General features: G+C 72.2%; 15 protein-coding genes and 3 tRNA genes. 10 read left to right on the top strand and 8 right to left on the bottom strand.

Translation table 11 applies throughout. The features are described from left to right. Positions 1–167: 167 nt before the first annotated feature. Together BM290_RS40230 and BM290_RS40225 are read left to right on the top strand one after the other, a co-directional pair. Positions 168–1,700, top strand: a complete 1,533-nt coding sequence (locus tag BM290_RS40230; protein WP_203779802.1) for a glucuronyl esterase domain-containing protein — start codon at positions 168–170, stop codon at positions 1,698–1,700. 223 nt (positions 1,701–1,923) lie between these two features. Then, positions 1,924–2,520 carry a DUF4190 domain-containing protein gene (locus BM290_RS40225; protein ID WP_093621230.1) on the top strand — a complete coding sequence of 199 codons (597 nt, stop codon included), beginning with the start codon at positions 1,924–1,926 and terminating at the stop codon, positions 2,518–2,520. An 18-nt stretch (positions 2,521–2,538) separates the two neighbouring features. On the opposite strand, the gene BM290_RS40220 is transcribed toward BM290_RS40225, so the two are convergent. The 3 genes from BM290_RS40220 to BM290_RS40210 form a co-directional block, all read right to left on the bottom strand. Then, positions 2,539–2,622: transfer RNA gene (locus BM290_RS40220), tRNA-Tyr, on the bottom strand. Between the two features lie 22 nt (positions 2,623–2,644). Beyond that, positions 2,645–2,717: transfer RNA gene (locus BM290_RS40215), tRNA-Gln, on the bottom strand. A gap of 24 nt (positions 2,718–2,741) precedes the next feature. Continuing rightward, a tRNA-Trp gene (locus BM290_RS40210) sits at positions 2,742–2,815 on the bottom strand. A 229-nt stretch (positions 2,816–3,044) separates the two neighbouring features. On the opposite strand from BM290_RS40210, the gene BM290_RS40205 reads away from it, so the two are divergent. Both BM290_RS40205 and BM290_RS40200 read left to right on the top strand, forming a co-directional pair. After that, positions 3,045–4,154 (top strand): aldo/keto reductase, encoded by a 1,110-nt coding sequence (locus tag BM290_RS40205; RefSeq protein WP_093621229.1) that lies wholly within the window; start codon positions 3,045–3,047, stop codon positions 4,152–4,154. Further along, the gene (locus tag BM290_RS40200; protein WP_093621228.1) at positions 4,141–4,740 is read left to right on the top strand and encodes a TetR/AcrR family transcriptional regulator; all 600 of its coding nucleotides are present in this window, start codon (positions 4,141–4,143) and stop codon (positions 4,738–4,740) included. Before BM290_RS40205 ends, BM290_RS40200 begins: the two co-directional genes overlap by 14 nt. On the opposite strand, the gene BM290_RS40195 is transcribed toward BM290_RS40200, so the two are convergent. Further along, complete coding sequence (locus BM290_RS40195; RefSeq protein ID WP_177320095.1) at positions 4,703–8,569, bottom strand: PAS domain-containing hybrid sensor histidine kinase/response regulator; 3,867 nt, start codon at positions 8,567–8,569, stop codon at positions 4,703–4,705. The two genes, BM290_RS40200 and BM290_RS40195, sit on opposite strands and share 38 nt — an antisense overlap. 266 nt (positions 8,570–8,835) lie before the next feature. Here BM290_RS40195 and BM290_RS40190 point away from each other — a divergent pair, with 266 nt between their 5' ends. Then, on the top strand, positions 8,836–10,875 hold the full coding sequence (locus BM290_RS40190; protein WP_093621278.1) for a response regulator: 2,040 nt from the start codon (positions 8,836–8,838) through the stop codon (positions 10,873–10,875). 22 nt (positions 10,876–10,897) lie between these two features. Here BM290_RS40190 and BM290_RS40185 read toward each other — a convergent pair whose 3' ends face one another. Further along, positions 10,898–12,928 carry a cellulose binding domain-containing protein gene (locus BM290_RS40185; protein ID WP_093621226.1) on the bottom strand — a complete coding sequence of 677 codons (2,031 nt, stop codon included), beginning with the start codon at positions 12,926–12,928 and terminating at the stop codon, positions 10,898–10,900. A 118-nt stretch (positions 12,929–13,046) separates the two neighbouring features. Here BM290_RS40185 and BM290_RS50885 point away from each other — a divergent pair, with 118 nt between their 5' ends. From BM290_RS50885 to BM290_RS50365, 3 genes are all read left to right on the top strand, one after another. Beyond that, positions 13,047–14,531 carry a GGDEF domain-containing protein gene (locus BM290_RS50885; RefSeq protein WP_093621225.1) on the top strand — a complete coding sequence of 495 codons (1,485 nt, stop codon included), beginning with the start codon at positions 13,047–13,049 and terminating at the stop codon, positions 14,529–14,531. Between the two features lie 24 nt (positions 14,532–14,555). Next, positions 14,556–14,921 (top strand): hypothetical protein, encoded by a 366-nt coding sequence (locus tag BM290_RS40175; protein ID WP_093621224.1) that lies wholly within the window; start codon positions 14,556–14,558, stop codon positions 14,919–14,921. A gap of 238 nt (positions 14,922–15,159) precedes the next feature. Further along, positions 15,160–15,480, top strand: a complete 321-nt coding sequence (locus BM290_RS50365; protein ID WP_239144041.1) for a hypothetical protein — start codon at positions 15,160–15,162, stop codon at positions 15,478–15,480. A gap of 123 nt (positions 15,481–15,603) precedes the next feature. Here BM290_RS50365 and BM290_RS40165 read toward each other — a convergent pair whose 3' ends face one another. Further along, complete coding sequence (locus BM290_RS40165) at positions 15,604–17,061, bottom strand: MFS transporter (protein WP_093621223.1); 1,458 nt, start codon at positions 17,059–17,061, stop codon at positions 15,604–15,606. A gap of 97 nt (positions 17,062–17,158) precedes the next feature. On the opposite strand from BM290_RS40165, the gene BM290_RS40160 reads away from it, so the two are divergent. Together BM290_RS40160 and BM290_RS40155 are read left to right on the top strand one after the other, a co-directional pair. Then, on the top strand, positions 17,159–17,773 hold the full coding sequence (locus BM290_RS40160; protein ID WP_093621222.1) for a TetR/AcrR family transcriptional regulator: 615 nt from the start codon (positions 17,159–17,161) through the stop codon (positions 17,771–17,773). A gap of 56 nt (positions 17,774–17,829) precedes the next feature. Beyond that, positions 17,830–19,038 (top strand): helix-turn-helix domain-containing protein, encoded by a 1,209-nt coding sequence (locus BM290_RS40155; protein WP_093621221.1) that lies wholly within the window; start codon positions 17,830–17,832, stop codon positions 19,036–19,038. Here BM290_RS40155 and BM290_RS40150 read toward each other — a convergent pair. Both BM290_RS40150 and BM290_RS40145 read right to left on the bottom strand, forming a co-directional pair. Then, positions 19,028–20,137, bottom strand: a complete 1,110-nt coding sequence (locus BM290_RS40150) for a hypothetical protein (RefSeq protein ID WP_239144042.1) — start codon at positions 20,135–20,137, stop codon at positions 19,028–19,030. The two genes, BM290_RS40155 and BM290_RS40150, sit on opposite strands and share 11 nt — an antisense overlap. A gap of 9 nt (positions 20,138–20,146) precedes the next feature. Next, complete coding sequence (locus BM290_RS40145; protein WP_093621220.1) at positions 20,147–20,713, bottom strand: pyridoxamine 5'-phosphate oxidase family protein; 567 nt, start codon at positions 20,711–20,713, stop codon at positions 20,147–20,149. Between the last annotated feature and the right edge of the window lie 83 nt (positions 20,714–20,796).

Below are 20,796 nucleotides of genomic sequence, written 5' to 3'. Positions count from 1 at the left end.
CCCGCCCGGGCCGGCGCTGATCCTTTTCGGCGCATGGAACTTCTGCCAGATGGCGAAAGTTTCAGCGAGACTTCCGGCGGCTCACTTCATTCACGCACTTGAATTCCCCGATACATCTTCGTAACGTCACGGCCAGTGCTCTCGCCATCCCGGGAAGGAGCGCCCCCGTGACACAGCTCCGCACGAGAGCCGGCATGATCGCGGCAACGGTCCTCGCCGCCGCCGCGGCCGTGTTCGCCGTCCCCACCTCCGCCCACGCGGCCGCCGTCGAGGACGACGGCGCCGACTGTCCCGTCGCCGCCTCACCCGCCGTCGGCACCGCCCAGCTGCCCGACCCGTTCACCCGCATCGACGGCACCCGGATCACCACCACCGGCGACTGGCGATGCCGCCGCGCCGAGATCCGGGAGATGGCCGAGCGCCACGTCTACGGCCAGAAACCCGCTCGCCCGGCCACCGTCACCGGCGCCGTCAGCACCTCGTCGATCACCGTCACCGTCACCGACCAGGGGCGCACCGCCAGTTTCTCGGCGAGCGTCCAGCTGCCCACGACCGGCTCCGCGCCGTACCCCGCCGTCGTGGTCTTCGGGGGTTTCGGCGCCGACACCGCCACCATCCGCAACGCCGGCGCCGCGGTGATCAGTTTCGACCCGCTCGCCGTCGGCAAGGAGGGCACCGGCCGTTCGAACAAACAGGGTGCCTTCTACACGCTCTACGGCTCCACCAGCAGCACCGGCATCCTGATGGCCTGGGCGTGGGGCGTCAGCCGGCTCATCGACGTCGTCGAGCAGTCCGGCGGATCGGTCCTGCGCGCCGACGCGATGGGCGTCACCGGGTGCTCCCGCTACGGCAAGGGCGCGTTCGCGGCCGGCGCGTTCGACCAGCGGCTCGCCCTCACCATGCCGATCGAGTCGGGCACCGCCGGTGTCCCCATCGTGCGCGGCGTGCCCGGCGAGTCCGGCGCGCAACCGCTGAGCAGCGCCTACGGCGAGCAGCCATGGCTCGGTGACGCGTTCAGCTCCTACACCGGCAACCCGAACACCCTGCCCGTCGACACCCACGAACTGGTCGGCCTGGTCGCGCCCCGCGGACTGTTCATCATGGAGAACCCGCACGTCGACTGGCTCGCCGCCCGGTCCGGCAGCGTCGCCGCGCTCGGCGGGGCCGAGATCTACAAGGCGCTCGGCGCGGGTGGCAACATCAGCTACTGGTCCGACGTCAGCGACGGCACCCACTGCGCGTCCCGCAACGAGTGGCGCGGCCCGCTCCAGCAGAACATCCAGGCCTTCCTTCTCAAGACCGGGAGCAGCACGGGTACGTTCCGCGTCGCCGCCCGCAAGCAGGGCCACCTGTCGCAGTGGCGCTCGTGGCCGACCCCGAACCTGACCGGTGGCCCGTCCTCGCCGCCGCCGTCCTCACCGCCTTCTCCCGGCTCCTGCTCCGCCTCGATCACCCCGGGAACCGTCTGGGGCGACCGCTACAACACGACCGTCACGGTCACCGGCGCCGCCAACTGGACGGTGACCGTCGCCGTCACCGCCCCGCAGCAGGTCACCACCACCTGGAGCGGCGCCTTCACGTCGAACGGGACCACGCTGACCGTCCGTCCCGACGGCAGCGGCACCACGTTCGGCTTCACGACGATGATGAACGGGAACAGCTCCGCCCGCCCGCGCATCGTCTCCTGCATTACCGGGTAGAGGGGGCCGGTGCGGCCGGGCGATCCCCGGCCGCACCGGCGTATACCGCGCCGCCGCGATCGACAGGGGCCGCGCCGGGCACTACGGTGCGTGCGTGCACAACCAGGTCCCGCCCGACCCCTCACCGCCCCCGCCGTACGGCCCGCCGTACACCGCCAGTGATCTTCCGCCGCAAACATACGTCCCCCCGCAGTTCGCGCCGTTTCCTGGATATCCGCCTCCGATGCCGCCGCCCGGCCCCAACGGGCTGGCGATCGGCGCGCTGGTGGCCAGCGTCTGTGGCGGCCCGTTCCTCGGCACCGCCCTCGGTTTCGGCCTCGGCATCGCCGCGCTGGTCCAGATCCGGCGCCGGCCGCAGCAGGGTTTCGGGCTCGCCGTCGCGGCGCTGGTCGTCTCCGGCGTCACCCTGGTGATCTCGGTGGTGATCGTCACCGGGGTGGTCCTGGGCGTGGTGCGCGACCGGGTGGCCGGGATCGAGACCGTCGACGCGACCGACCTGAAGAGGGGCGACTGCATAAGCGACCTCGACGACGCGGACCGTGTCTACGAGATGCCGGTGGTGCCCTGCACCCAGCCGCACCGGGCCGAGGTCTACCACTCCTTCCAGTTCCCGGCCGGCGCCTTCCCCGGCCTGGCGGCCGTCGAGAAGGAGAGCGAGGAGCGCTGCGGTACGGCGTTCGAGCCCTACGACACCGCGGACAACGCCGACCTGGAGGTCTACTACCTGTTCCCGGAGGACGAGGCCGGCTGGCGGCAGGACCGTGGCGTGCAGTGCATCCTGGAGTATCCGCTGGCCCGGACCACGTCGCTGGTCAAGTGACGGGCGCCGGGGCGGGGGTGGTGCGGGAGGCGGGATTCGAACCCGCTCAGCGAAGCAACCGGTTTACAGCCGGTCCCGACTCTCCTGCGTCGGCGCTCCCGCGCGTGGTGATCAGACGGTGCAGCTCTCTCGCCAGGACTCGAACCTGAATCTCCCGGTCCAGAGCCGGGCGTCACTGCCGATTGGACCACGAGAGAATGGGGACGGAGGGAATGGTGAAGCAGGGGTGACAGGACTCGAACCTGCAACCTTCGGATTTGGAGGCCGCTGCGCTGCCGAATTGCGCCACACCCCTGTGCGGTGAAATGAGAAAAGCCGCCTTCCCGGGACGGGAGGCGGCGTCGAAGCCGTGCGCTAGCTGCGCCTCCCGGTGAGGACGAGGTAGGGATACTGCCAGCGGCGCATCGGGATCTCCTTGATCGGTGGGGCTGTGAGAGAGACGGTAATCGCCGTCGGCCGGGCCGGGCAATCGCTTTATTCTTCTGGACTTGCCGGTCCATTTTCGGCGGGGCACAGTCGGGCCCATGAACGATTACTACTTGCTCGGCCGGTCCGGGCTCCGGGTCAGCCGGCTGGCGCTCGGCACGATGAACTTCGGCACCGGAGGCTTCCACGCCGCGTACGGCAGGAGCGAGGAGGAGGCGGAGGCGATCTTCCGCCGGTATGTGGAGGCCGGCGGGAACCTCGTCGACACCGCTGACTTCTACACCGCGGGGGAGAGCGAGCGCATCCTCGGGCGGCTCGTCGCCCGTAGCGGTCAGCGTGATCGGCTGGTGCTGACCAGCAAATTCACCAACAGTGTGGACCCGGCGGACCCGAACGCCGGCGGCAACGGGCGCAAACACATGATCCGTGCGCTGGACGCGTCGCTGCGACGGCTCGGTACCGACCACCTGGACCTGTACCTGTTGCACACGTGGGACCGGATCACCCCGGTGGAGGAGGTGGTGCGGACCTTCGACGACCTGGTACGCGCCGGCAAGATCCGGTATGCGGGTCTGTCCGACGTGCCGGCCTGGTACGCCGCCCGCGCCCAGAGCGTCGCCGAGGCCCACGGGCTCACCCCGATGGTCACCGTGCAGCTGCCGTACTCCCTGGTGGAACGGGCGATCGAGCCGGAATTCGTGCCGATGGCCCAGGCCCTCGGGATGGGGCTGACGGTGTGGAGCCCGCTCGGTGGCGGTCTGCTGACCGGCAAGTACCGGCGCACGGCCGACGGGCTCGGTGGCGCGGGGCGGCTGGCCGGCGCCGCCGCGGTCAGCGACCGTGACTGGCGGGTCGTCGACGCGCTGCGGAGGGTCGCCGACGGACTGGGCCGCAGCATGGCGCAGGTCGCCGTCAACTGGGTGGCGACCCAGCCGGCCGTCGCGTCGGCGGTGGTCGGCGCCGGCAGCGTCACCCAGCTGGACGCCACTCTGACCGCCTTGGACTTCACCATTCCGGCCGACGCGCGGGCGCTGCTGGACGAGGCCGCCGAGTGGCCGCTGCCGAAGCCGTACTCGATGTTCACCGCGCAGTACCAGTCGTGGATCGTCAGCCCCGGGCTCACCGTCGGCGACAAGCCGGCCGGATACGCTCCAGCGGTGGTGAACGAGGCGGCGAAGGCGGGAGTCGGCGGCGGTGCTCACGCGTAAGGGCGAGCAGACCAGGGCCCGGATCGTCGCCGGCGCGGCCGACGAGATCCGGGAGCGGGGCGTGGACGAGGTGCGCCTCGAGGACGTGATGGCCCGGACCAGGACGAGCAAGAGCCAGCTGTTCCACTACTTCCCGGACGGCAAGGAGCAGCTGCTGCTGGCCGTGGCCCGGCACGAGGCCGACCGGGTGCTCGACGACCAGCAGCCGATGCTCGGTGACCTGACCTCGTGGGCGGCCTGGGAGCGGTGGCGGGAGCGAGTCGTCGAGCGGTATCGGGAACAGGGCACGGACTGCCCGTTGACCATCGTGATGGGGCACCTCGGGCGCCGCTCGGCGGGCGCGCAGTCGGTGGTGGACGGCCTGATGACCCGCTGGCAGGCGGCGCTGGCCGACGGGATCCGGCACATGCAGGCGTCCGGCGAGATGCCGGGGGAGCTGGACGCCGACCGGGCGGCGGCGGGCCTGCTCGCGGGCGTGCAGGGCGGGGTGCTGCTGTTGTTGTCGTCCGGCCGTACCGAGCATCTCGAAGCTGCTCTTGATCTTGCTTTCACCGGATTGCGGGGTTCCGCGACAGGTCGGTGGTGATGGCCTGAACGGCCTCCAGGGTCAGATTCGCGGCGGTACGCAACGCGGTGACCGCGACGACAGCGGTGTCCATGTCGCCGGCGCGGGCGGCCTGTTCGACCCGGTCGGCGACGTCGGCCAGATCCTGCGCGCCGAGGTTCCCGGCCGCGCCCTTGAGCTGGTGGGCGGCATTGCGCAGGGCGGTGGCGTCGTCCATGGCCAGCGCGTGGAAGGCGTCGTCGACCAGGTTCGGCACCTGGGCGGTGAGGCGTTGCAGCAGGCCGGTGAGCGCGGCGTCGTCGAGGTCGGGCGCAGCGGCCCGCAGCAGGTCGAGGCGCTGTTCGATCTGCCGCCGGGCGGGTGGCTCGGGCGCCGGGACACCGGTGGCGGCGCAGCGGTGCAGGGCGTCGGCGATGTCCTGCGGCATGACCGGTTTGGCGACGTGGTCGTCCATGCCGGCGTCCAGGCAGCGGGCCCGGTCCTCGGGCAGGGCCCCGGCGGTCATCGCGATGATCGGGACATGCCGCCCGGATGGCTCACGACGGCGGATCTCCGCTGTCGCGGTGTAGCCGTCCATTTCCGGCATCAAACAGTCCATGAAGATCGCGAGGTAGTCGTGGGCGGTCGCCATGGAGACCGCGACCCGGCCGTCGGGGGCGACGTCGGCGCTGTAGCCGAGGCGGGCCAAGATGCCCAGGGCCACGGTCTGGTTGATGGCGTTGTCCTCGACGAGCAGCACGTGGCCCTGTTTCTCCAGGCTGGCGGGCATGTCGTCGAGGGCGTGCTCGGTGGCCGGGGCGACGATGTCGACGAGCAGGTCGTAGAGCTGCGACTGACGTACGGGTGTGGTCAGCGCCGGGCCGCTGCCGTCCGGCGCGGCGCTGCCGGCCGTGGTGAGCAGCACGATCTTCGGTGGCGGGGTGACCTGAGCGCAGGCGACCGTGGCGGCCATGCCGGTGTCGCAGAGGGCCAGGTCGAACGGCCGTCCGGCGGCCGCGGCGCGGATCAGCAGGCGGGCGCCGGCGTCGCCGTTCTCGGCGGTGTCCGCGGCCATCGACCAGGCGCCGAGTTTGTCGAGCAGCTCACGGCGCTCGTCGCCGTCGGCGGTGACCACCAGGATCCGCAGTCCCTCCAGCACCGGGTGGTGCAGGGCGGCCGCGTCCTGCGGCGGGGCCAGCGGGACGGTGAAGGCGAAGGTGCTGCCCTGGCCGGGCCGGCTGCTGACGGTGATCGCGCCGCCCATGACGGCGACCAGCTCCTGGCAGATGGCCAGGCCCAGCCCGGTGCCGCCGAAACGCCGGGTGGTGCTGGCGTCGGCCTGGGTGAACGGCTCGAACAGCCGGCGCTGCTCGTCCTGGTCGATGCCGATCCCGGTGTCGGTGACGGCGAACCGTACCGGGACCTCCGGGCCGGCCGCGTCGGCGACCGGGGTGGCGGTGACGTCGATGCGGCCCTGCTCGGTGAACTTGACCGCGTTGCCGAGCAGGTTGAGCAGCACCTGGCGCAGTTTGCCGGCGTCGCCGCTGACCGGCTGGGAGAGCCGCGAGTCGCAGCGGGCCACCACGGTCAGGTCACGGCCGCCGGTGGTGTCCGCGACCAGCGCCACCACCTCGTCGAGCAGGCGCCACACCTCGAAGTCGATGCGTTCGGGCAGCACCTTGCCGGCTTCGAGCTTGGAGAAGTCGAGGATGTCGTTGATCACCGAGAGCAGGCCGAGCCCGGCGTTGCGGATGCCCTCGGCGTACCGGTGCTGGGTGTCGTCGAGGGTGGTGTCGAGCAGCAGACCGCTGAGGCCGATGACGCCGTTCATCGGGGTCCGGATCTCGTGGCTCATCGACGCCAGGAACTGTGACTTCAGCCGGGCCATCTCGATCGCCTGGTCACGGGCCTGCTCGAGGGCGATCTCAGTCTGCCGGCGAGCGGTGACGTCGCGGCCGAAGGCGTGGAAGGTGGCCCGCCCGTCGCGCCGCGTCCGCCACAGGGTGAGCTCGATCGGCACCTCGACGCCGTCACAGCGCAGCGCGAAGATCTCGGTCGGGCGGTCCAGCAGCCAGTCCCAGCGGCCGTCGAGCACCCGGTCGAGACTGTCGGCGTAGCGGACCGGCAGGATCATGTCGAGCACCGGCAGGCCGATCACCTCCTCCCGCTGCCATCCGGAGAGGCGCTCGGCCTGGCCGTTGAACTCGGTGATCCGCCCGCGGGAGTCCATGCTGATGAACGGGTCGCTGGCGGCCGCCATGATCATTTGGAACTGTTCGCGCTCCTGGCGCAGCCGCTGCTCCGCCTCGACCGCGGCGGTGATGTCGTGCGAGATGGTGGAGGCGCCGATGATCACGCCGGCCGGGTCACGCAGGGGACCCATGCTCAACGAGACGTAGATGGTCTGGCCGTCGTGGCGTACCCGCTGGGTCTCGTGGTGGCGGATCAGCTCGCCGCGCCGGACCCGGGCCAGCATGTTGCGCTCCTCCGCCGGCCGGTCCGCGGGCAGCAGAACGGTGACATCCCGGCCGATCATCTCGGCGGCGGTGTAACCGTAGAGGCGCTCCGCGCCCGGGTTCCACGTGAGGATCAAGCCGTTCAGATCCTTGCTGACGATGGCGTCGGTGGAAGCGTCGATGATGGCGGCGAGCTGTGCGTTGGTCCGGGCGTGGACGAGGCGTTCGGTGATGTCCTGAACGGCCGCGAAGACCATCGGCCCGCTCTCGCCGTCCACGGTGGCGAGGCTGATCTCGACGGGGAACTCGGTCCCGTCGCCGCGCACGGCGCTGAGACGCAGACCTTCACCCATGGCCCGGGGTACCGGGTTGGCCAGGTAACTCCGCCGGTGAGCCATGTGCCGGGACCGGTGTGCGGCCGGAACCAGCTGTTCGATCGGCGCGCCGACGAGCCCACTCTCCTGATAACGGAAGATCTCCAGTGCCCGGGTGTTGGCCAGCACGATGCGGCCGTCGGTGTCGACACAGAACATCGCCTCCGGCGTGGCATCGAGCAACCCCTTGAACTTGCTCTCTGCGACTCGCACCTCGGTGATCTCGAGGGTCGCGTTGCAGATGGCGGTCGGGTTACCGTCGTCGTCGCGCATCGGGAAGACCGAGGTGACGAACGTTCGCGATTCGGATTCGTACTCGAACGTCATCGGATGGCCACGATCCATGACGGTCCGTTCCCGGCGGATCATCTGGGCGAGCTGCTCCGGTGTGTGCAGGTCGTGGTCGGCGAGTCCGAGTGTGCCGCCTTCGGCCAGGCCGTGCATCGTCTCGAATGCTGTGGACGCCAGAAGATAGCGGCCGTCGAGCCCTTTGGCGGAGAACGCGATCGGGGTCTGCTGGAGTAGCGTGCCCATCTGCTCCCGCTGGAGCAGCGAACGACGTGCCGCCATGTCGGTGGCCTCCATCTGCGCGCCGGTGAACAGGCCCACCGCGATGACCAGCAGAACGTTCGCCGCGCACAGGAGCGTGTATCTCGTGGGCAGGTCGTACCAACCCGCGCTCTGGCCGGCGATCAGCAGCCGGCCGGTCAACGGCAGGATGACGACTGCTGACCCCAGTAGCCGCCGGGTCAACAGGGCGCCGATGGACCGACCGAAGATCAGTCGGGCGATGCCGGTGTCCGGCCTGTCGGCGAGGGTCGTCAGCGACAGCAGGAATGTCGCGCCGGAAAGAGTGATCGATGTCGGAATTGAGCTGTTGAAGAAGGCACCGTAACATTCGGCGACGCTGAGGCCGCCCGCTGCCAGGGCGCACCACTGGCTGGTGAGCAACGGGCCGCGCCGGGAATCGACGGCCAGCAGCAAAGCCTGGGCGAGAGCCAAGGGGACCGGAGCGACGGAGCCGGACCTGCCGGAAACCACAACCGCTACCGTGAGTAGCGGCAGCGTTATGGCGATACGACGCATCCATGGTCGGGGGAGCAGGGCAACGGCGACCATGGCGGCGCCGGCCGCGGCGGTGCCCAACCCGGAAGAGTTCGAAATCCCGAGGATGAAGGCGAGCGTCCCAGCTGCCACCTGGTACGGCAGCGGCCTTCGTGGCGCCGCGAGAGACGACATTCTCTGAATTAACACTAATGAGGGTGTTTGCGGAGGAGGATTTGTGGAAAGCAGCCGAGGAGGCCAACATGGCAACCGTCCTGGTCGTGGACGACGTCGCCGAGAATCGCGACCTGGTGACCATGCTGCTCAGCTGCCGTGGCCACGAGGTGCTCGAAGCCAGCGACGGCGTCGGCGCGCTGGACGTGGTGCGGGCCCAGCACCCGGACATCGTGGTCTCGGACGTGCTGATGCCCGGCATCGACGGCCTGGAGCTGGTGCACCGGCTGCGCTCCGACGACGACCCGGTGACCGCCAGCTCGCCGGTCATCTTCTACACCGCCAACTACCTGGAGCCGGAGACCCGGCCGATCGCCGACGCGTGCGGCGTGTCCCGGGTGGTGCTGCGCGGCGCCGACCCGCGGGAACTGCTCGACGCGGTCGACGAGGTGCTGGCCGCCGGCCCGGTCGACGTGAGCGTCGGATCGGCCGCCGACTTCGCCCGCGTGCACAGCCAGGCGGTCAACGCCAAACTCGTCGAGAAGGACCGCGAGCTACGGCACCGGGAACGGCAGTTCGAGGCGATGGCGACCGCGTCACCGGTCGGGATCGCCCTGCTCGGCGCGGACGGCGACGCCACGTACGTCAACCCGCGGCTCGCCGAGATCACCGGACAGCCCGCCGGGCGGCTCGCCGGGAAGGGCTGGCTCGTCTGCCTCGACCCGGCCGTCCGGCGGGAGGCGGTCGACGCCGTCCGCAACTCCACGGTGACCGCTGTCGAGCACCGGTACCGGACACACCTGATCCGCGAGGACCTGTCCGACCGCTGGCTGCGCGTGCACCTGCGGCCGGTCCCGGACACCGGCAGCGAGACGGCCGGCGGTGTGGTCATGGTCGACGACATCTCCGACGTGGTGGAGGCCGAGGACCGGGTCGCCGACGAGGCCCGGCAGCGGCAGAAGGAGGCGGCCGGCCACGACGCGGAACGCCTCGACAGCCTGCGCCGGATGGCCGGGGGCATCGCCCACGACTTCAACAACCTGCTCGGCTCGATGCTCGGGTTCACCCAGCTGGTCAGCGACGCGATCAGCGACGAGAAGGCGCACGGGGGCATCGCCGCGGAGGCCGCGACCGGCATGCTCGAAGACCTGGAGCAGGTGACGCAGGGCGGGCGGCGCGCCACCAAACTGACCGAGCAGCTGCTGGCGTTCGGCCGCCGGGAGATCAACGAGCCGGTGATCGTCGAGTTGAAGGGCTTCATCACCGCGTTCGCCCGGGAGCTGACGGCCGAGCACGTGAGCGTCACCGTGTGGCTGTCCGAGGACACCCCGGCGGCCCGGATCGACCGGCGCGGCCTCGACCGTCTCCTGCACATCCTGCTCCGCAACGCCGGCGAGGCGATGCCCGGCGGCGGAGTGGTCACCATCTGCGCGTCCCACGACCGGGCCGCCGGCATGGCGGTGATCGAGGTGACCGACACCGGTTGCGGGATGACTCCTGAGGTGCAGCGGCGCGCGTTCGAACCGTTCTTCTCCACCAAACAGGACGTACGGACCGCCGGTCTCGGCCTGTCCACGGCGCACGGGATCGTCTCGCAGGCGGGCGGCGCCATCGAGCTGACCTCGGAGCCGGGGGCCGGCACGACGGTGCGGGTGCGACTGCCGGCGGTGACGACGGCCGGGCCGGGAGAGCAGCCCGGTCTGCCCCCGGCCGGTACTGCTGCCCGGGCCGGGGACGTCACGGTGCTGCTCGTCGACGACGACGAGCCGTTGCGCAAGGCCGCCGAGCGGTTCATCGCCAAGGCCGGCTATCACGTGCTGACCGCGGCCGACGGGCCGGCGGCGCTGGCCGTCGCCGAGAAACATCCCGGGCCGGTCCACTGCCTGGTCACCGATGTGGTGATGCCCGGCATGGACGGCCGGCAGCTGGCACATCAGCTGCTCGGGCGACGCCCGGAGATGAAGGTGGTCTTCATCTCCGGGTTCGCTGAGGCGCTGATCGCCGAGGACGGCACGTCGCTGGAGCCGGCCCGCACGATCATCGCCAAACCGTTCACCGGAGTCGAGCTGCGCGAGGCGATCAGCGCCTCACTGACGACCGGAGCCCCCGAGGCGGGCGCCAGCCGGTGAACCGGCCCGGCGAAGCCGGTGGTCAGGCGCCGGCGCAGACCGTGCCGTTGAGGGTGAACACGGTCGGCAGCACGTTGGGCCCGCTGTAGCTGCCGACGAACCCGACGCTCGCGGTCCCTCCGGCGGCCAGGGCGGCGTCGCTGGTCACCCGGACCGTGCGGCCCTCCTGGCTCCAGGTGGCGCTCCAGCCGCTGCTCACGCTCTGCCAGCCGGTCGGCCAGGTGAAGGCCAGGGTCCACCCGTTGACCGGGGCGGCCGCGTTGTTGGTGATGTCGATGGCGCCGACGTACCCGTTGCCCCAGTCGTTGGTGTCGCGGAACTTGACGGTGCACGACGAGGTGGCCGGGGCGCCGGTGGTGAAGGTGACCGGCGGTGACGCCTGCGACAGCCGGCCGGCGCCGTCCCGGGCCAGCACGTTGACGGTGTAGCGGCGGCCCGGGTCCAGGTTGCCCACGGTCAGCGACGTCCCGGAGGTCTCGCCGAGCTGCTCGCTGACGCCCCCGTTCTGCCGGTACACCTCGTATTTCAGCCCGGCCGCGCCGGCCGGCCAGGTGATCGTCGCGGTCCGGTCGGTCACCGTCGCCGACGGCCGGCCGGGCGCCTTCGGCGATCCTGATTCGGTACGCCCGGAACGCACCGTGATCAGCGAGATCGAGTACGGCTCGAGGGTCTGCGCGGTGGCGCTGCCCTCGGGGCCGGTGCGCACCCCGTCGTCACCGTTGCCGTACGACGCGACGGTGGGCGCCCCGCCGGCCGGTGTGAACCCCCGGTAGCCGAGCGCGACAGTGTGCGCGTTGTCCGGGTCCTTGTTGACCAGCAGCACCGCGAGGTCCCCGTCGGCCCGCCGGACCGCATGGGCGCTGACCAGCCCGTTGTCGCTGCCCGTCCCGACGAACCGGTCCCCGGCCCGGGCGAGGTCCCCGACCAGTGACAGCGCGTGGTACGGCGCGAACGGCGTGTTCAGCGCCGGCTGGCAGACCGTGTCGTCGGTGTTGCAGTTGCCGCTGGACAGCAGCCCGTAGTCGCCGTAGTCGGTCTCGCCGGCCACCTCGGAGACGGTGCCGAGGCCGTTGTGGACGTTCCACCACTGGACGGTGAACACGCCCTGGGCGAGCAGCCCGCTGTAGACGTCGGCGAGGAACAGCGCGCCGGGCTGGGTGTTGCGGCCGACCTCGACATTGGTCTCGGTCATGCTGATGCCGATCCGGCTCGCGCCGGTTCCCGCGTACTGGTTGATCTGCTGCCGCAGCAGGTACACGGCGTCCTGGATGTGCGCGGTCCGGGTGAGGGTCTCGGCGGGGGTGCTGCCGCCCGGGTACCAGTGCACGTCCACGAAGTCGATGGCCGATCCGGCGCGGGTCAGCACCTCCTGGTTCCAGGTGCCGGTGTCGCCGGAGCCGACGATGCCGTCCGGCCAGTTGCCCGGCATGGTGAGCACGGCGCCGATCTTGATCGTCGGGTCGACGGCCTTCATCGCCTGCGAGTAGGCGACGATCTCCGCGGCGTACTGCCGAGGGCTCTTGTCGGCGTGGTCGTCGGCCTCCCAGGCCGAGCCGTAGTGGCCGTTGCCGTAGTTCTCGTTGCCGATGGTCCAGTAGGTGGCGTCGTAGCCCTTGGTGACGTTGGCGTAGCGCACCCAGTCGGCGGCCTCCTGGGCGGTGCCGGTGCCGTAGTTCGCGATGATCATCGGCTCGGCGCCGGTGCGCCGCGCCCCGGCCATGAACGTGTCGAAGTCGGTGCCCGGCGCCACGTAGCCGCCGGGCGCGGTGTGGTCGCGCCAGTGGTAGATGTCGGCGTAGGAACCGCCCGGATAGCGCAGCATGGTCACGCCGGCGTCGCCGAGCAGGTCGGCGACGGCCGGGGTGCCGAGCTGGGCGTCCCAGATGGCGTGGTTGACGCCGATGGCGGTGGCGCCGACGGTGGCGAGTCCGGCGCGCACGTCGATGTCGACGCGGGTGTCGGCGGCCGCCGCGGCGCGGGCGCCGGCGGCCGGGGGAAGGACGGCGGTGATCGCGGCGAGCAGGACGGCGCCCGCCAAGGAGGGGATCTTCACGGTGTCTCCACGAACGAGGGGGAGTTGGGAGCGCTCCCATCCTCGGCGGAACGAAAGAAGTATGTCAATGCGGGCGCCGTTTGCTCAGGTCGGTGTAGCGGCCGTCGTTGTAAGGGCTGTGACGGGGTCTCTGCGGTGGCGGCTGGCGGCGGTGACCGTCGTCGCGGGCGCGTTCCAGATGGCGGTGCCGTTCCTCTCGCTGCGAGCCGGGCGCAGCCTCTCGGACGTGATCATCGTGGTCCTGGCGGGCATCGCGGCCGCCCGCTTCGGCCGCCGGATCGGCGTCGAGCGGGGCCGGCGCCGAGCCGCGGTGACGGTGGCCGCCATCTCCACCGCGCTCTGGGCCGTGGCTGACGCGCTGTTGCTGGTCAACGAGATCCACCCGGCGCCGCTCGCCTCCACCGCCGGCGCCGCGCTGTCGGTCGTCGCGGCGCTGCTGCTGCCGGTGGGCATGCACCTGAGCAGCCCGCCGATGCGTGTCGCCGAGGGCCTTCGTGGCCTGCTCGACGTGGCCGCGGTCTCCGGCGCCGTCCTGGCGCTGACCTGGATGTACGTCCTGGAGCCGGCCCGCGGCGCGGTGGACGGCATCTTCTCCAGCGGCTACACAGCCGCCCTGATCGCCCCGGAGATCATCGCCGTCGCGGTCGCCCTCGTCATGATGTCGCGCCACCTGCCGGAGGCGTCCGGCGACGGCCCCCGGCTGCTCGGCTCGGCCGCGGTGGTGCTGGCGGTCGCCGCCCTCCTCGGCCTGCGCAACCAGGTGGTCGGCGACCCCTGGTACACCTGGGGCGGCGGCGCCGGGTTCGTCCTCGCCGCGGGGCTCGTCATGCTCGCCGGTGGGGCCCGCGCCCCCGAGTCCGCCCCGGCCGGCACGCACCGGCACTTCGCCGGCCGCTGGGTGATCCTGCCGTACGTCCCGATCCTGCTCGCCGTCGTGACCACCGCCGCCGAGCTGCTGCGCGACGACACGCTGCCCGCTCCGGTGGTGTGGGTGCTGCTGGTGACGTTCACGCTGATCCTGGCCCGCCAGTTCATGACCGTCGCCATCGTGGGCCGGCTGGCGATCACCCTCGAACGGCAGCAGGCCGAACTCACCTACCAGGCCCACCACGACGCGCTGACCGGCCTGCACAACCGGGCCGCCTTCAACGACCTGGGCCGCCGGATGATCGAGACCGCAGGCGGCGGCGCGGTGCTGCTGCTCGACCTGGACGGCTTCAAACCGGTCAACGACCGGCTCGGCCACGCCGCCGGCGACGACGTCCTGGTCACCGTGGCGGGCCGGCTGACCGGGGCGGTCCGGCCGGGTGATCTGGTGGTGCGCCTGGGCGGGGACGAGTTCGCGCTGGTCCTGGCCGAGCCGGCCACCGCGGACACGGCCCGGCAGGTGGGCGCCCGCGTCCTGGCGGCCGTCGCCGAGCCGGTGGAGACCCATGGCGAACGGGTGGCCGTCGGCGGCAGCATCGGCCTGGCCACCGGCGCCCACCCGCTGGGCGAGCTGCTGCGCCGCGCCGACATCGCGATGTACGACGCCAAGGCCGCCGGCAAGGGCACGATCCGGTCCTACCGAGCCGACGCCGCGACCACGCTTCCGGCGGCCTGATCCGGGTCCGGCTACGGTGGGCGGATGACGAGCCTCGGCCATCCGCGACTCTCCGGGCTGGGGCGAAACCCGCAAGCCCCGGAGGACGTCCTGGTGCGCCTGGCCGCACACGAGGCCGGGCGGCACGGGTTGGCGCAGCGCCAGGGCCGGATGGCCGACGCCGTCGTCGAGGCACTGCTCACGCACGGCGACAGCGGCACCGCGGTGGGCCTGCACGGCGACCGGGTCTCCCCGGCGATGCGCCGCAGAATCGCCAGGCATCCCGACCCCGCCATCCGTGACGCCCACGCGGACTTCGTCCGATGGACCGTGGAGCACGAGGCGATGATCGGCATCGAGGCCCTGCCGACCCGGCCACCCGGGCGAACGTGGCCCGTTACCACCCGCTGACCCCGGACCAGTTCGCACAGCTGATGCGAACGGAGGACGACGAGGTCCGCCGGTCCGCCGCGGGCAACCCGCATCTGTCCGCCGGCATGGTCACCCGGCTCCTGGCCGTCGACGACCCGATCGTGCGGGTCGCGGTGGCCCGCAGCCGCCATGTCGGCGCCGCGACGAGAGGCCGGCTGTTCGCGCTGGTCGAAGCCGAGCGTGCGGGCGGAAGCGTTGCGGCAGAGGTGGCACTGGCGTGGGATCCGGCCGAACCGGAGTGGTCGAGCACCCCAACTTCCCCCGGCACGTGCTGCGCACGCTGGTCGACGAGCCGAGCCCGTACGTGCGGCGCGTCGCCCTGGAGGATCCCGGGCTGCCCGTGCCGGCCCTCCAGGCGTTCGCCGCCGCTGCGGAGTCCTTTCTGCGCCGTGCGGCCGCCCGCCATCCCGGGATCACGGACGCGCTGCTGGAGCGATTGCTGTCGGACCCGGTCCCCGACGTCGCCGACGATGCCGCCGCCAACCCCGTGCTCCCTCCGAGCCGGATGTACCGGATCCTCAGCGACGCCGGCCTGTAGGTCCGGTGACCGCTGCCCGGTGGAGTGACGGGCCGCTGCCGGCTCGTGCGGTTCAGTTCCGTGCGCGGGGCCAGCGGCATCGGGTCCGGGTCCGGTTCCGAGGAGGGCCGGTACTCGCCGTGATCAGGGGCGGACCGGCACATCGAGCCCGGCCGCGCCCAGCACCTCGTCGGCCTCCACCTCGGCGACGGTGAGTCTCGGCCGGCGGGCTCGCGGCAGCAGCAGGCCCACGGCGGTGGCGGCGGCCGCGGCCAGGGCGGCGCCGACCACGAAGACCGTCACGAGCTGGGACTCCCGTGGCAGCGGCACCGGGCCGGGGATCGGGTTGCGGGTCGTCATGGTGACCACGAACGCGGTGCCCAGTGACATGCCGACCGAGCGGGCGATCGAGTTCACGCTGTTGGCGATGCCGGTCTCGGCGGGCTCGACGTGGGCGATGAGCAGGGCGGGCAGTGCGGCGTACCCGAAGGTGACAGCGGTGTTGACGGCCAGCGCCCCGGCGATGACCTGCCAGGTCGCGGCGTGCAGCACCGCGAGCCAGGCGAAGCCGGCGGCGGCCAGCACGGCCGCGACCACGAGGGTGGCCTTGGCGCCGAAGCGGGCGACCAGCCGGCCGCCGAGCGGCGCCGTGACCACGCCGCTCGCGGTGCCGGGCAGCAGATAGATCAGGCTGGTGGCGAGCACCGACGCGCCGAAACCGTAGCCGGCCACCGTGGGTGGCGTCTGCACCAGCGTGGACACCGCCAGGAACACGGCGAACATCGAGAAGCCGAGGTACAGCCCGGCCGCGTTGGCGACCACGATCGGGCGGTGGCTGAGCATCCGGGGGCTGACCAGCGGATGGGTGACCCGCCGTTCGAGCAGGACGAACAGTGTCAGGGTGACGGCCGAGGCGGCGAGCAGGGCGAGCACCCGGGCCGAGCCCCAGCCCCAGCTGTTGCCCTCGGCCAGCGGCAGCAGGAGCAGCACGAGGCCGAGGCCGAGCAGGGCCGCGCCGGCCCAGTCGAGGGTGCCGGAGGCGGCGCCGGGACGGGCGGTCAGCAGCCAGGCGCCGGCCAGGCCGATCAGGGTCAGCAGGGTGGCCAGCCAGAACAGCCGGTGGTAGTCGCCGCCCTGCCGCATGAGCAGGCCGGTGATCACCAGGCCGAGTCCGGCGCCGACCGACAACATGCCGCTGACCAGGGCCATCGCGCCGGTCAGGCGGTGCGGTGGCAGCTCCTCACGGAGCATGCCGATGGCGAGCGGGAAGAGCCCGAAGCTGGCGGCCTGCGCGATCCGGCCGAGGAGCAGCAGCGGCAGGCTGGAGGTGGTGGCGGCGAGCACCGAGCCGAGCAGCACCACGGTCAGCACGCCGAGCATCACGGCACGGCGGCCGTGCAGGTCGCCGAGGCGGCCGAGCATCGGCGTGAGCACCGCGGCGGCCAGCAGGTTGGCGGTCACCACCCAGCTGACCGCGCTGGCCGAGACGCCCAGCTCGGCCTGGATGTCGGCGACGACCGGGACGACGAGGGTCTGCAGTGCGGAGACGAGCAGGACGACGTACGAGGCGACGGGCAACGCCAGCCGCGTTCTGAAGGACATGCGCCGACCGTAGACCTGCCGCCAAGGATTTTCAACGTCGTGTCAAAAACAAAAGATGCATCGTCAATTACATTTGATGCCGTGTAGAGTCGTCGCCGTGCCAGCCATCAGGAGCCGCCGAGCCCCCACGAAAGGCGACCAGCGCGAGCAGGCCCTGGTCGACGCCGCGCGAGGGGTCTTCCGGGACAAGCCGATCGGTCAGGTCACGATCGACGAGCTCGCCGGCGCGGCCGGCATCACCCGCTCCGGGTTCTACTTCTACTTCGAGTCCAAGCAGGCGCTGCTCGCCGCGGTCGTCGACCAGGGCATCGCCGAGGCCGACGTGGAGCTGGCCGAGTGGCTCGCCGCCGACGGGCTCGACCGGGCGGCGCTGCGACGCGGCCTGGCCGCCGGCCTGGCCCGGTGGAAGGTCGACGGCCGGTGGCTGCGCGAGGCGTTCCTCGCTCCCGACCCGGGTCCCGACGTGATGCAGGTCCGCGACCGGCTCGTCGACAAGGGCTGCACCCTGTTCAGCGCCCGCATCGAGCGCGACGCCCGCGCCGGCCTGACCGTCGGCGGCCCGCCCGCCCTGCTCGCCCGGATGGCCGTCAACCTGCGCAGCACCATGTTCGCCGACGTCTACGCCGACCCCGGCGCCTACGACGAGGACGAGCTGCTCGACACCCTGACCGACGCCATCCTCCGCCTGGTCTACGGAGAGTCCGCGCGCTAGCGCCGGTGGTGCGGGCATGTACCGGCAGCGGCCCGCGACCGGGTTAGCGTCCGGGCATGACACCACGACCGAGCGGTGACCCCGGCATCGGGGAACGTATTCGGGCACGCCGTCAGCTGCGCGGATGGAGCGTACGGTTCGCGGCCAGCCGGGCCGGGCTCTCCCACGCCACCTGGAGCCGGATCGAGCGGGGCCGGCAGGCCGCCGACAACCGGTTCACGCTCGCCGACATCGCGGCCGCCCTCGACTGTGCGCCCGCCGAGCTGACCGGCGTCGCCGTGCCGGCCGCGGATCGCGACGTCGTCGCCGCGCACGCCCACGTGCACGCCGTCCGCCAGGCGCTGGTCGACGTCGACCTGTCCGAACCGGCCGGCCCGCCGTCCGTGCCGGTGAGCGAGCTGGCCCGGACGATCACGCTGATCGACACGCTGCGCCAGGCGTGCGACTACGCGGGCGCGGCCCGTCTCCTCCCGGCCGTGCTGCGTGACCTGCACGCGGCGGCCGCCGGCCCGGACCGGGTGACAGCGATCCGGCTGCTCTGCGACGTCACCTTCATCGCCTCGTCGGTGCTGCGCAACCTGGGCCGCCTCGCCGACGCGTGGCTGGGCGCCGAGCGTTGCCGGGACGCGGCCGTCGCCTCCGGGGACCCGGCCCTCCTGGGGTACGCCGCGTACGCCCGTGCCTGCGCGGCCACCGGCTGCGGCTCCTACCAGCGCGGGCTCACCCTGGCCGAACGCGCCGTCGACGAGCTGCGCGCCCACCCTGGCCGGCCGGGTGTCGCCGAGGTGATGGGCTCGCTGATGCTGATCTGCGCGCTGGCCACCCGCGGCCGCGGGCGCCTCGACGACAGCCGCGCCTGGTCGGCCGAGGCCGCGTCGCTGGCCGCCCACACCGGCGAGACGTCGACGATGGGCCTCTACTTCGGCCCCACGAACGTGTCCCTCTGGCAGATCGGCATCGAGGCCGACGGCGGCGACCCGGGCCGGGCCGCCGCGATCGCCCGCACGACCGACCCGGCAGCCCTGCCGGTCGGCTTCCGGCAGGTGTTCTACTACGCCGACACCGCGCGGGCGCTGGCCCGGCTGCGGGGCCGCGACCGGGAGGCGATCCGGCTGCTGCTCGTCGCCGAACGGCTGGCGCCCCAGCACGTGCACACGTCGGCCCTGACCCGCGAGACCACCCGTACCCTGCTGGATCGCTCGAACCGCAACGCCGGCGGCGCCGAGCTGCGCGGCCTGGCCGAACGCCTCCAGGTCACCGCATGACCTCGTCGATCCGGCGCTGCTCGGCGTCGCGCGCCCGGCGGTAGTGCCCGGCCCGCTCCGGATGGCCGGCCCGGCCGGCGGCCTCGGCGGCCGCCTGCAACGCCACCAGCGGCAGTCGCGGCACCACGGCCGCCCGCCGGTCCGCCTCGGCGAACACCGCGCCGGCCAGATCGTCCCCGGCCTCGCCCGCCAGCAGGAACAGCTCGTGCACGAACGTCCGGCCCAGCCCCACCTCGGTCCAGCCGGACACGTCGCCGAGCGTTCGTCCGCACTCCCGCAACGCCGCCCAGGCGGCGTCGTGACCGCCCGCCTTGCGTTCCAGCTCGGCCAGGCTCAGCCACGCCGACGCCCGGTCCCACGCGGTGCCGCCGAAGGCCACCAGCTCCCGCTGTGCCGCGGCGGCCTCCGCGAACGCGCCGAGATCGGCCAGCTCGAACCGCAGCCGGGACACCGTCTCCCGGTCGCGCGGGCGGCCGGCGGCCCAGCGGTCCAGCCACTGCCGGGCCGTCTCGTCGGCGCCGGCCAGCCGGGCCCGGGCCACCCAGGTGAGCGCGCTCTCGCCGGCCGGGTCGCGGGGGAAGACCATCCGCCGGCGCCGCGCCCACGCCACGACGTCGTCCTCGGAGCATTCCGGCTGCCCGTCGTCACCGAGGAGACGATCAAGGACCTCCTCGCGGTACGGGTGTTCGCTGTCCCGTACGAAATCGATGGTCGTCGCGACGCCCGCGGCGACCACGTGCTCGATGTCGTAACCGCACCACGTGTCGAAGTTGGCCCGTTTCAGCTCCCACTGCGTCCAGACGTCCTCCACCTGCCGATACTCGGCCAGCAGGAACCCGGCCAGCTCGGCCTCCTCGGTCAGCCCCTGGAACGGCGCCTCCCGCCGGCACAGCGCCTCCGCCTCGGCCAGCCACCGCACGAGCGCGAGGTCGCCGGCCCGGCGGTCGTACTGCAGAGCCCACAGCACCTGAGCCCGCCGCACGGCGTTCACATCGCAGTCGTAGCCGTCGGCCGCGGCGCCCTTCTCGTACCGCAGCTCCCGCCACGCCTCCGGCGTCTCCCGCATCCGCTGCAGCTCCCGCCGCCCCTGCTCGATCACCGTCACAGGCTACGGAACCGGGTGCGCGGCGAAGATCGGGCGGCCGTCGATGCTCACGCCGTTCTTCACCCGGCGGTATTCGGCCAGGTCCTCCTCGGAGCGGCGCTCGTGGGCGCGGACCAGCAGATCACGGTCGCCCTCGTAGGACATCAGGGGGACCGCGTAACCGCACGAGTCGCTGACCCGCTCGACGGCCACGTCGATCACCGAGCGGACGGCGTGGGTGTCCGGTGGGGACGGGAAGAGGGCCAGCATCTCGCTGAACTCCGGTGACGTCACCGGGACGGTGCGGCCACGGCCGTGCAGGCGGACGATGTTCGGCGGGCCCTGGAAGGCGCAGAACATCAGGGTGATCCGCCCGTTCTCGTCGAGGTGGGCGGTCGTCTCGGCGCCGCTGCCGTGGTAGTCGAGGTAGGCGACCCGGTGCCCGCCCAGCACCACGAACGTGCCGGACATGCCCTTGGGGGAGACGTTGACGTGCCCGCCGGGGCCGGTCGGGGCGGTCGCCACGAAGAACATCGGCTGCGCCTCGATGAACTCCCGGAGCCGTCCGCTGATCTGCTCATGCACCTTCATGGGGCCGATCCTGCCGGGCCGGGGCAAGCCGCCCGGACCGGTTTCCCACCACCCGGTCGTCACGCGGACGGGTGGACCGGCGC

The sequence above is a fragment of the Actinoplanes philippinensis genome (genome assembly GCF_900113015.1).
GTDB lineage: Bacteria > Actinomycetota > Actinomycetes > Mycobacteriales > Micromonosporaceae > Actinoplanes > Actinoplanes philippinensis.
Note: the sequence above shows the minus strand (reverse complement) of the source record. Positions and strands in the feature narration are given on the sequence as shown.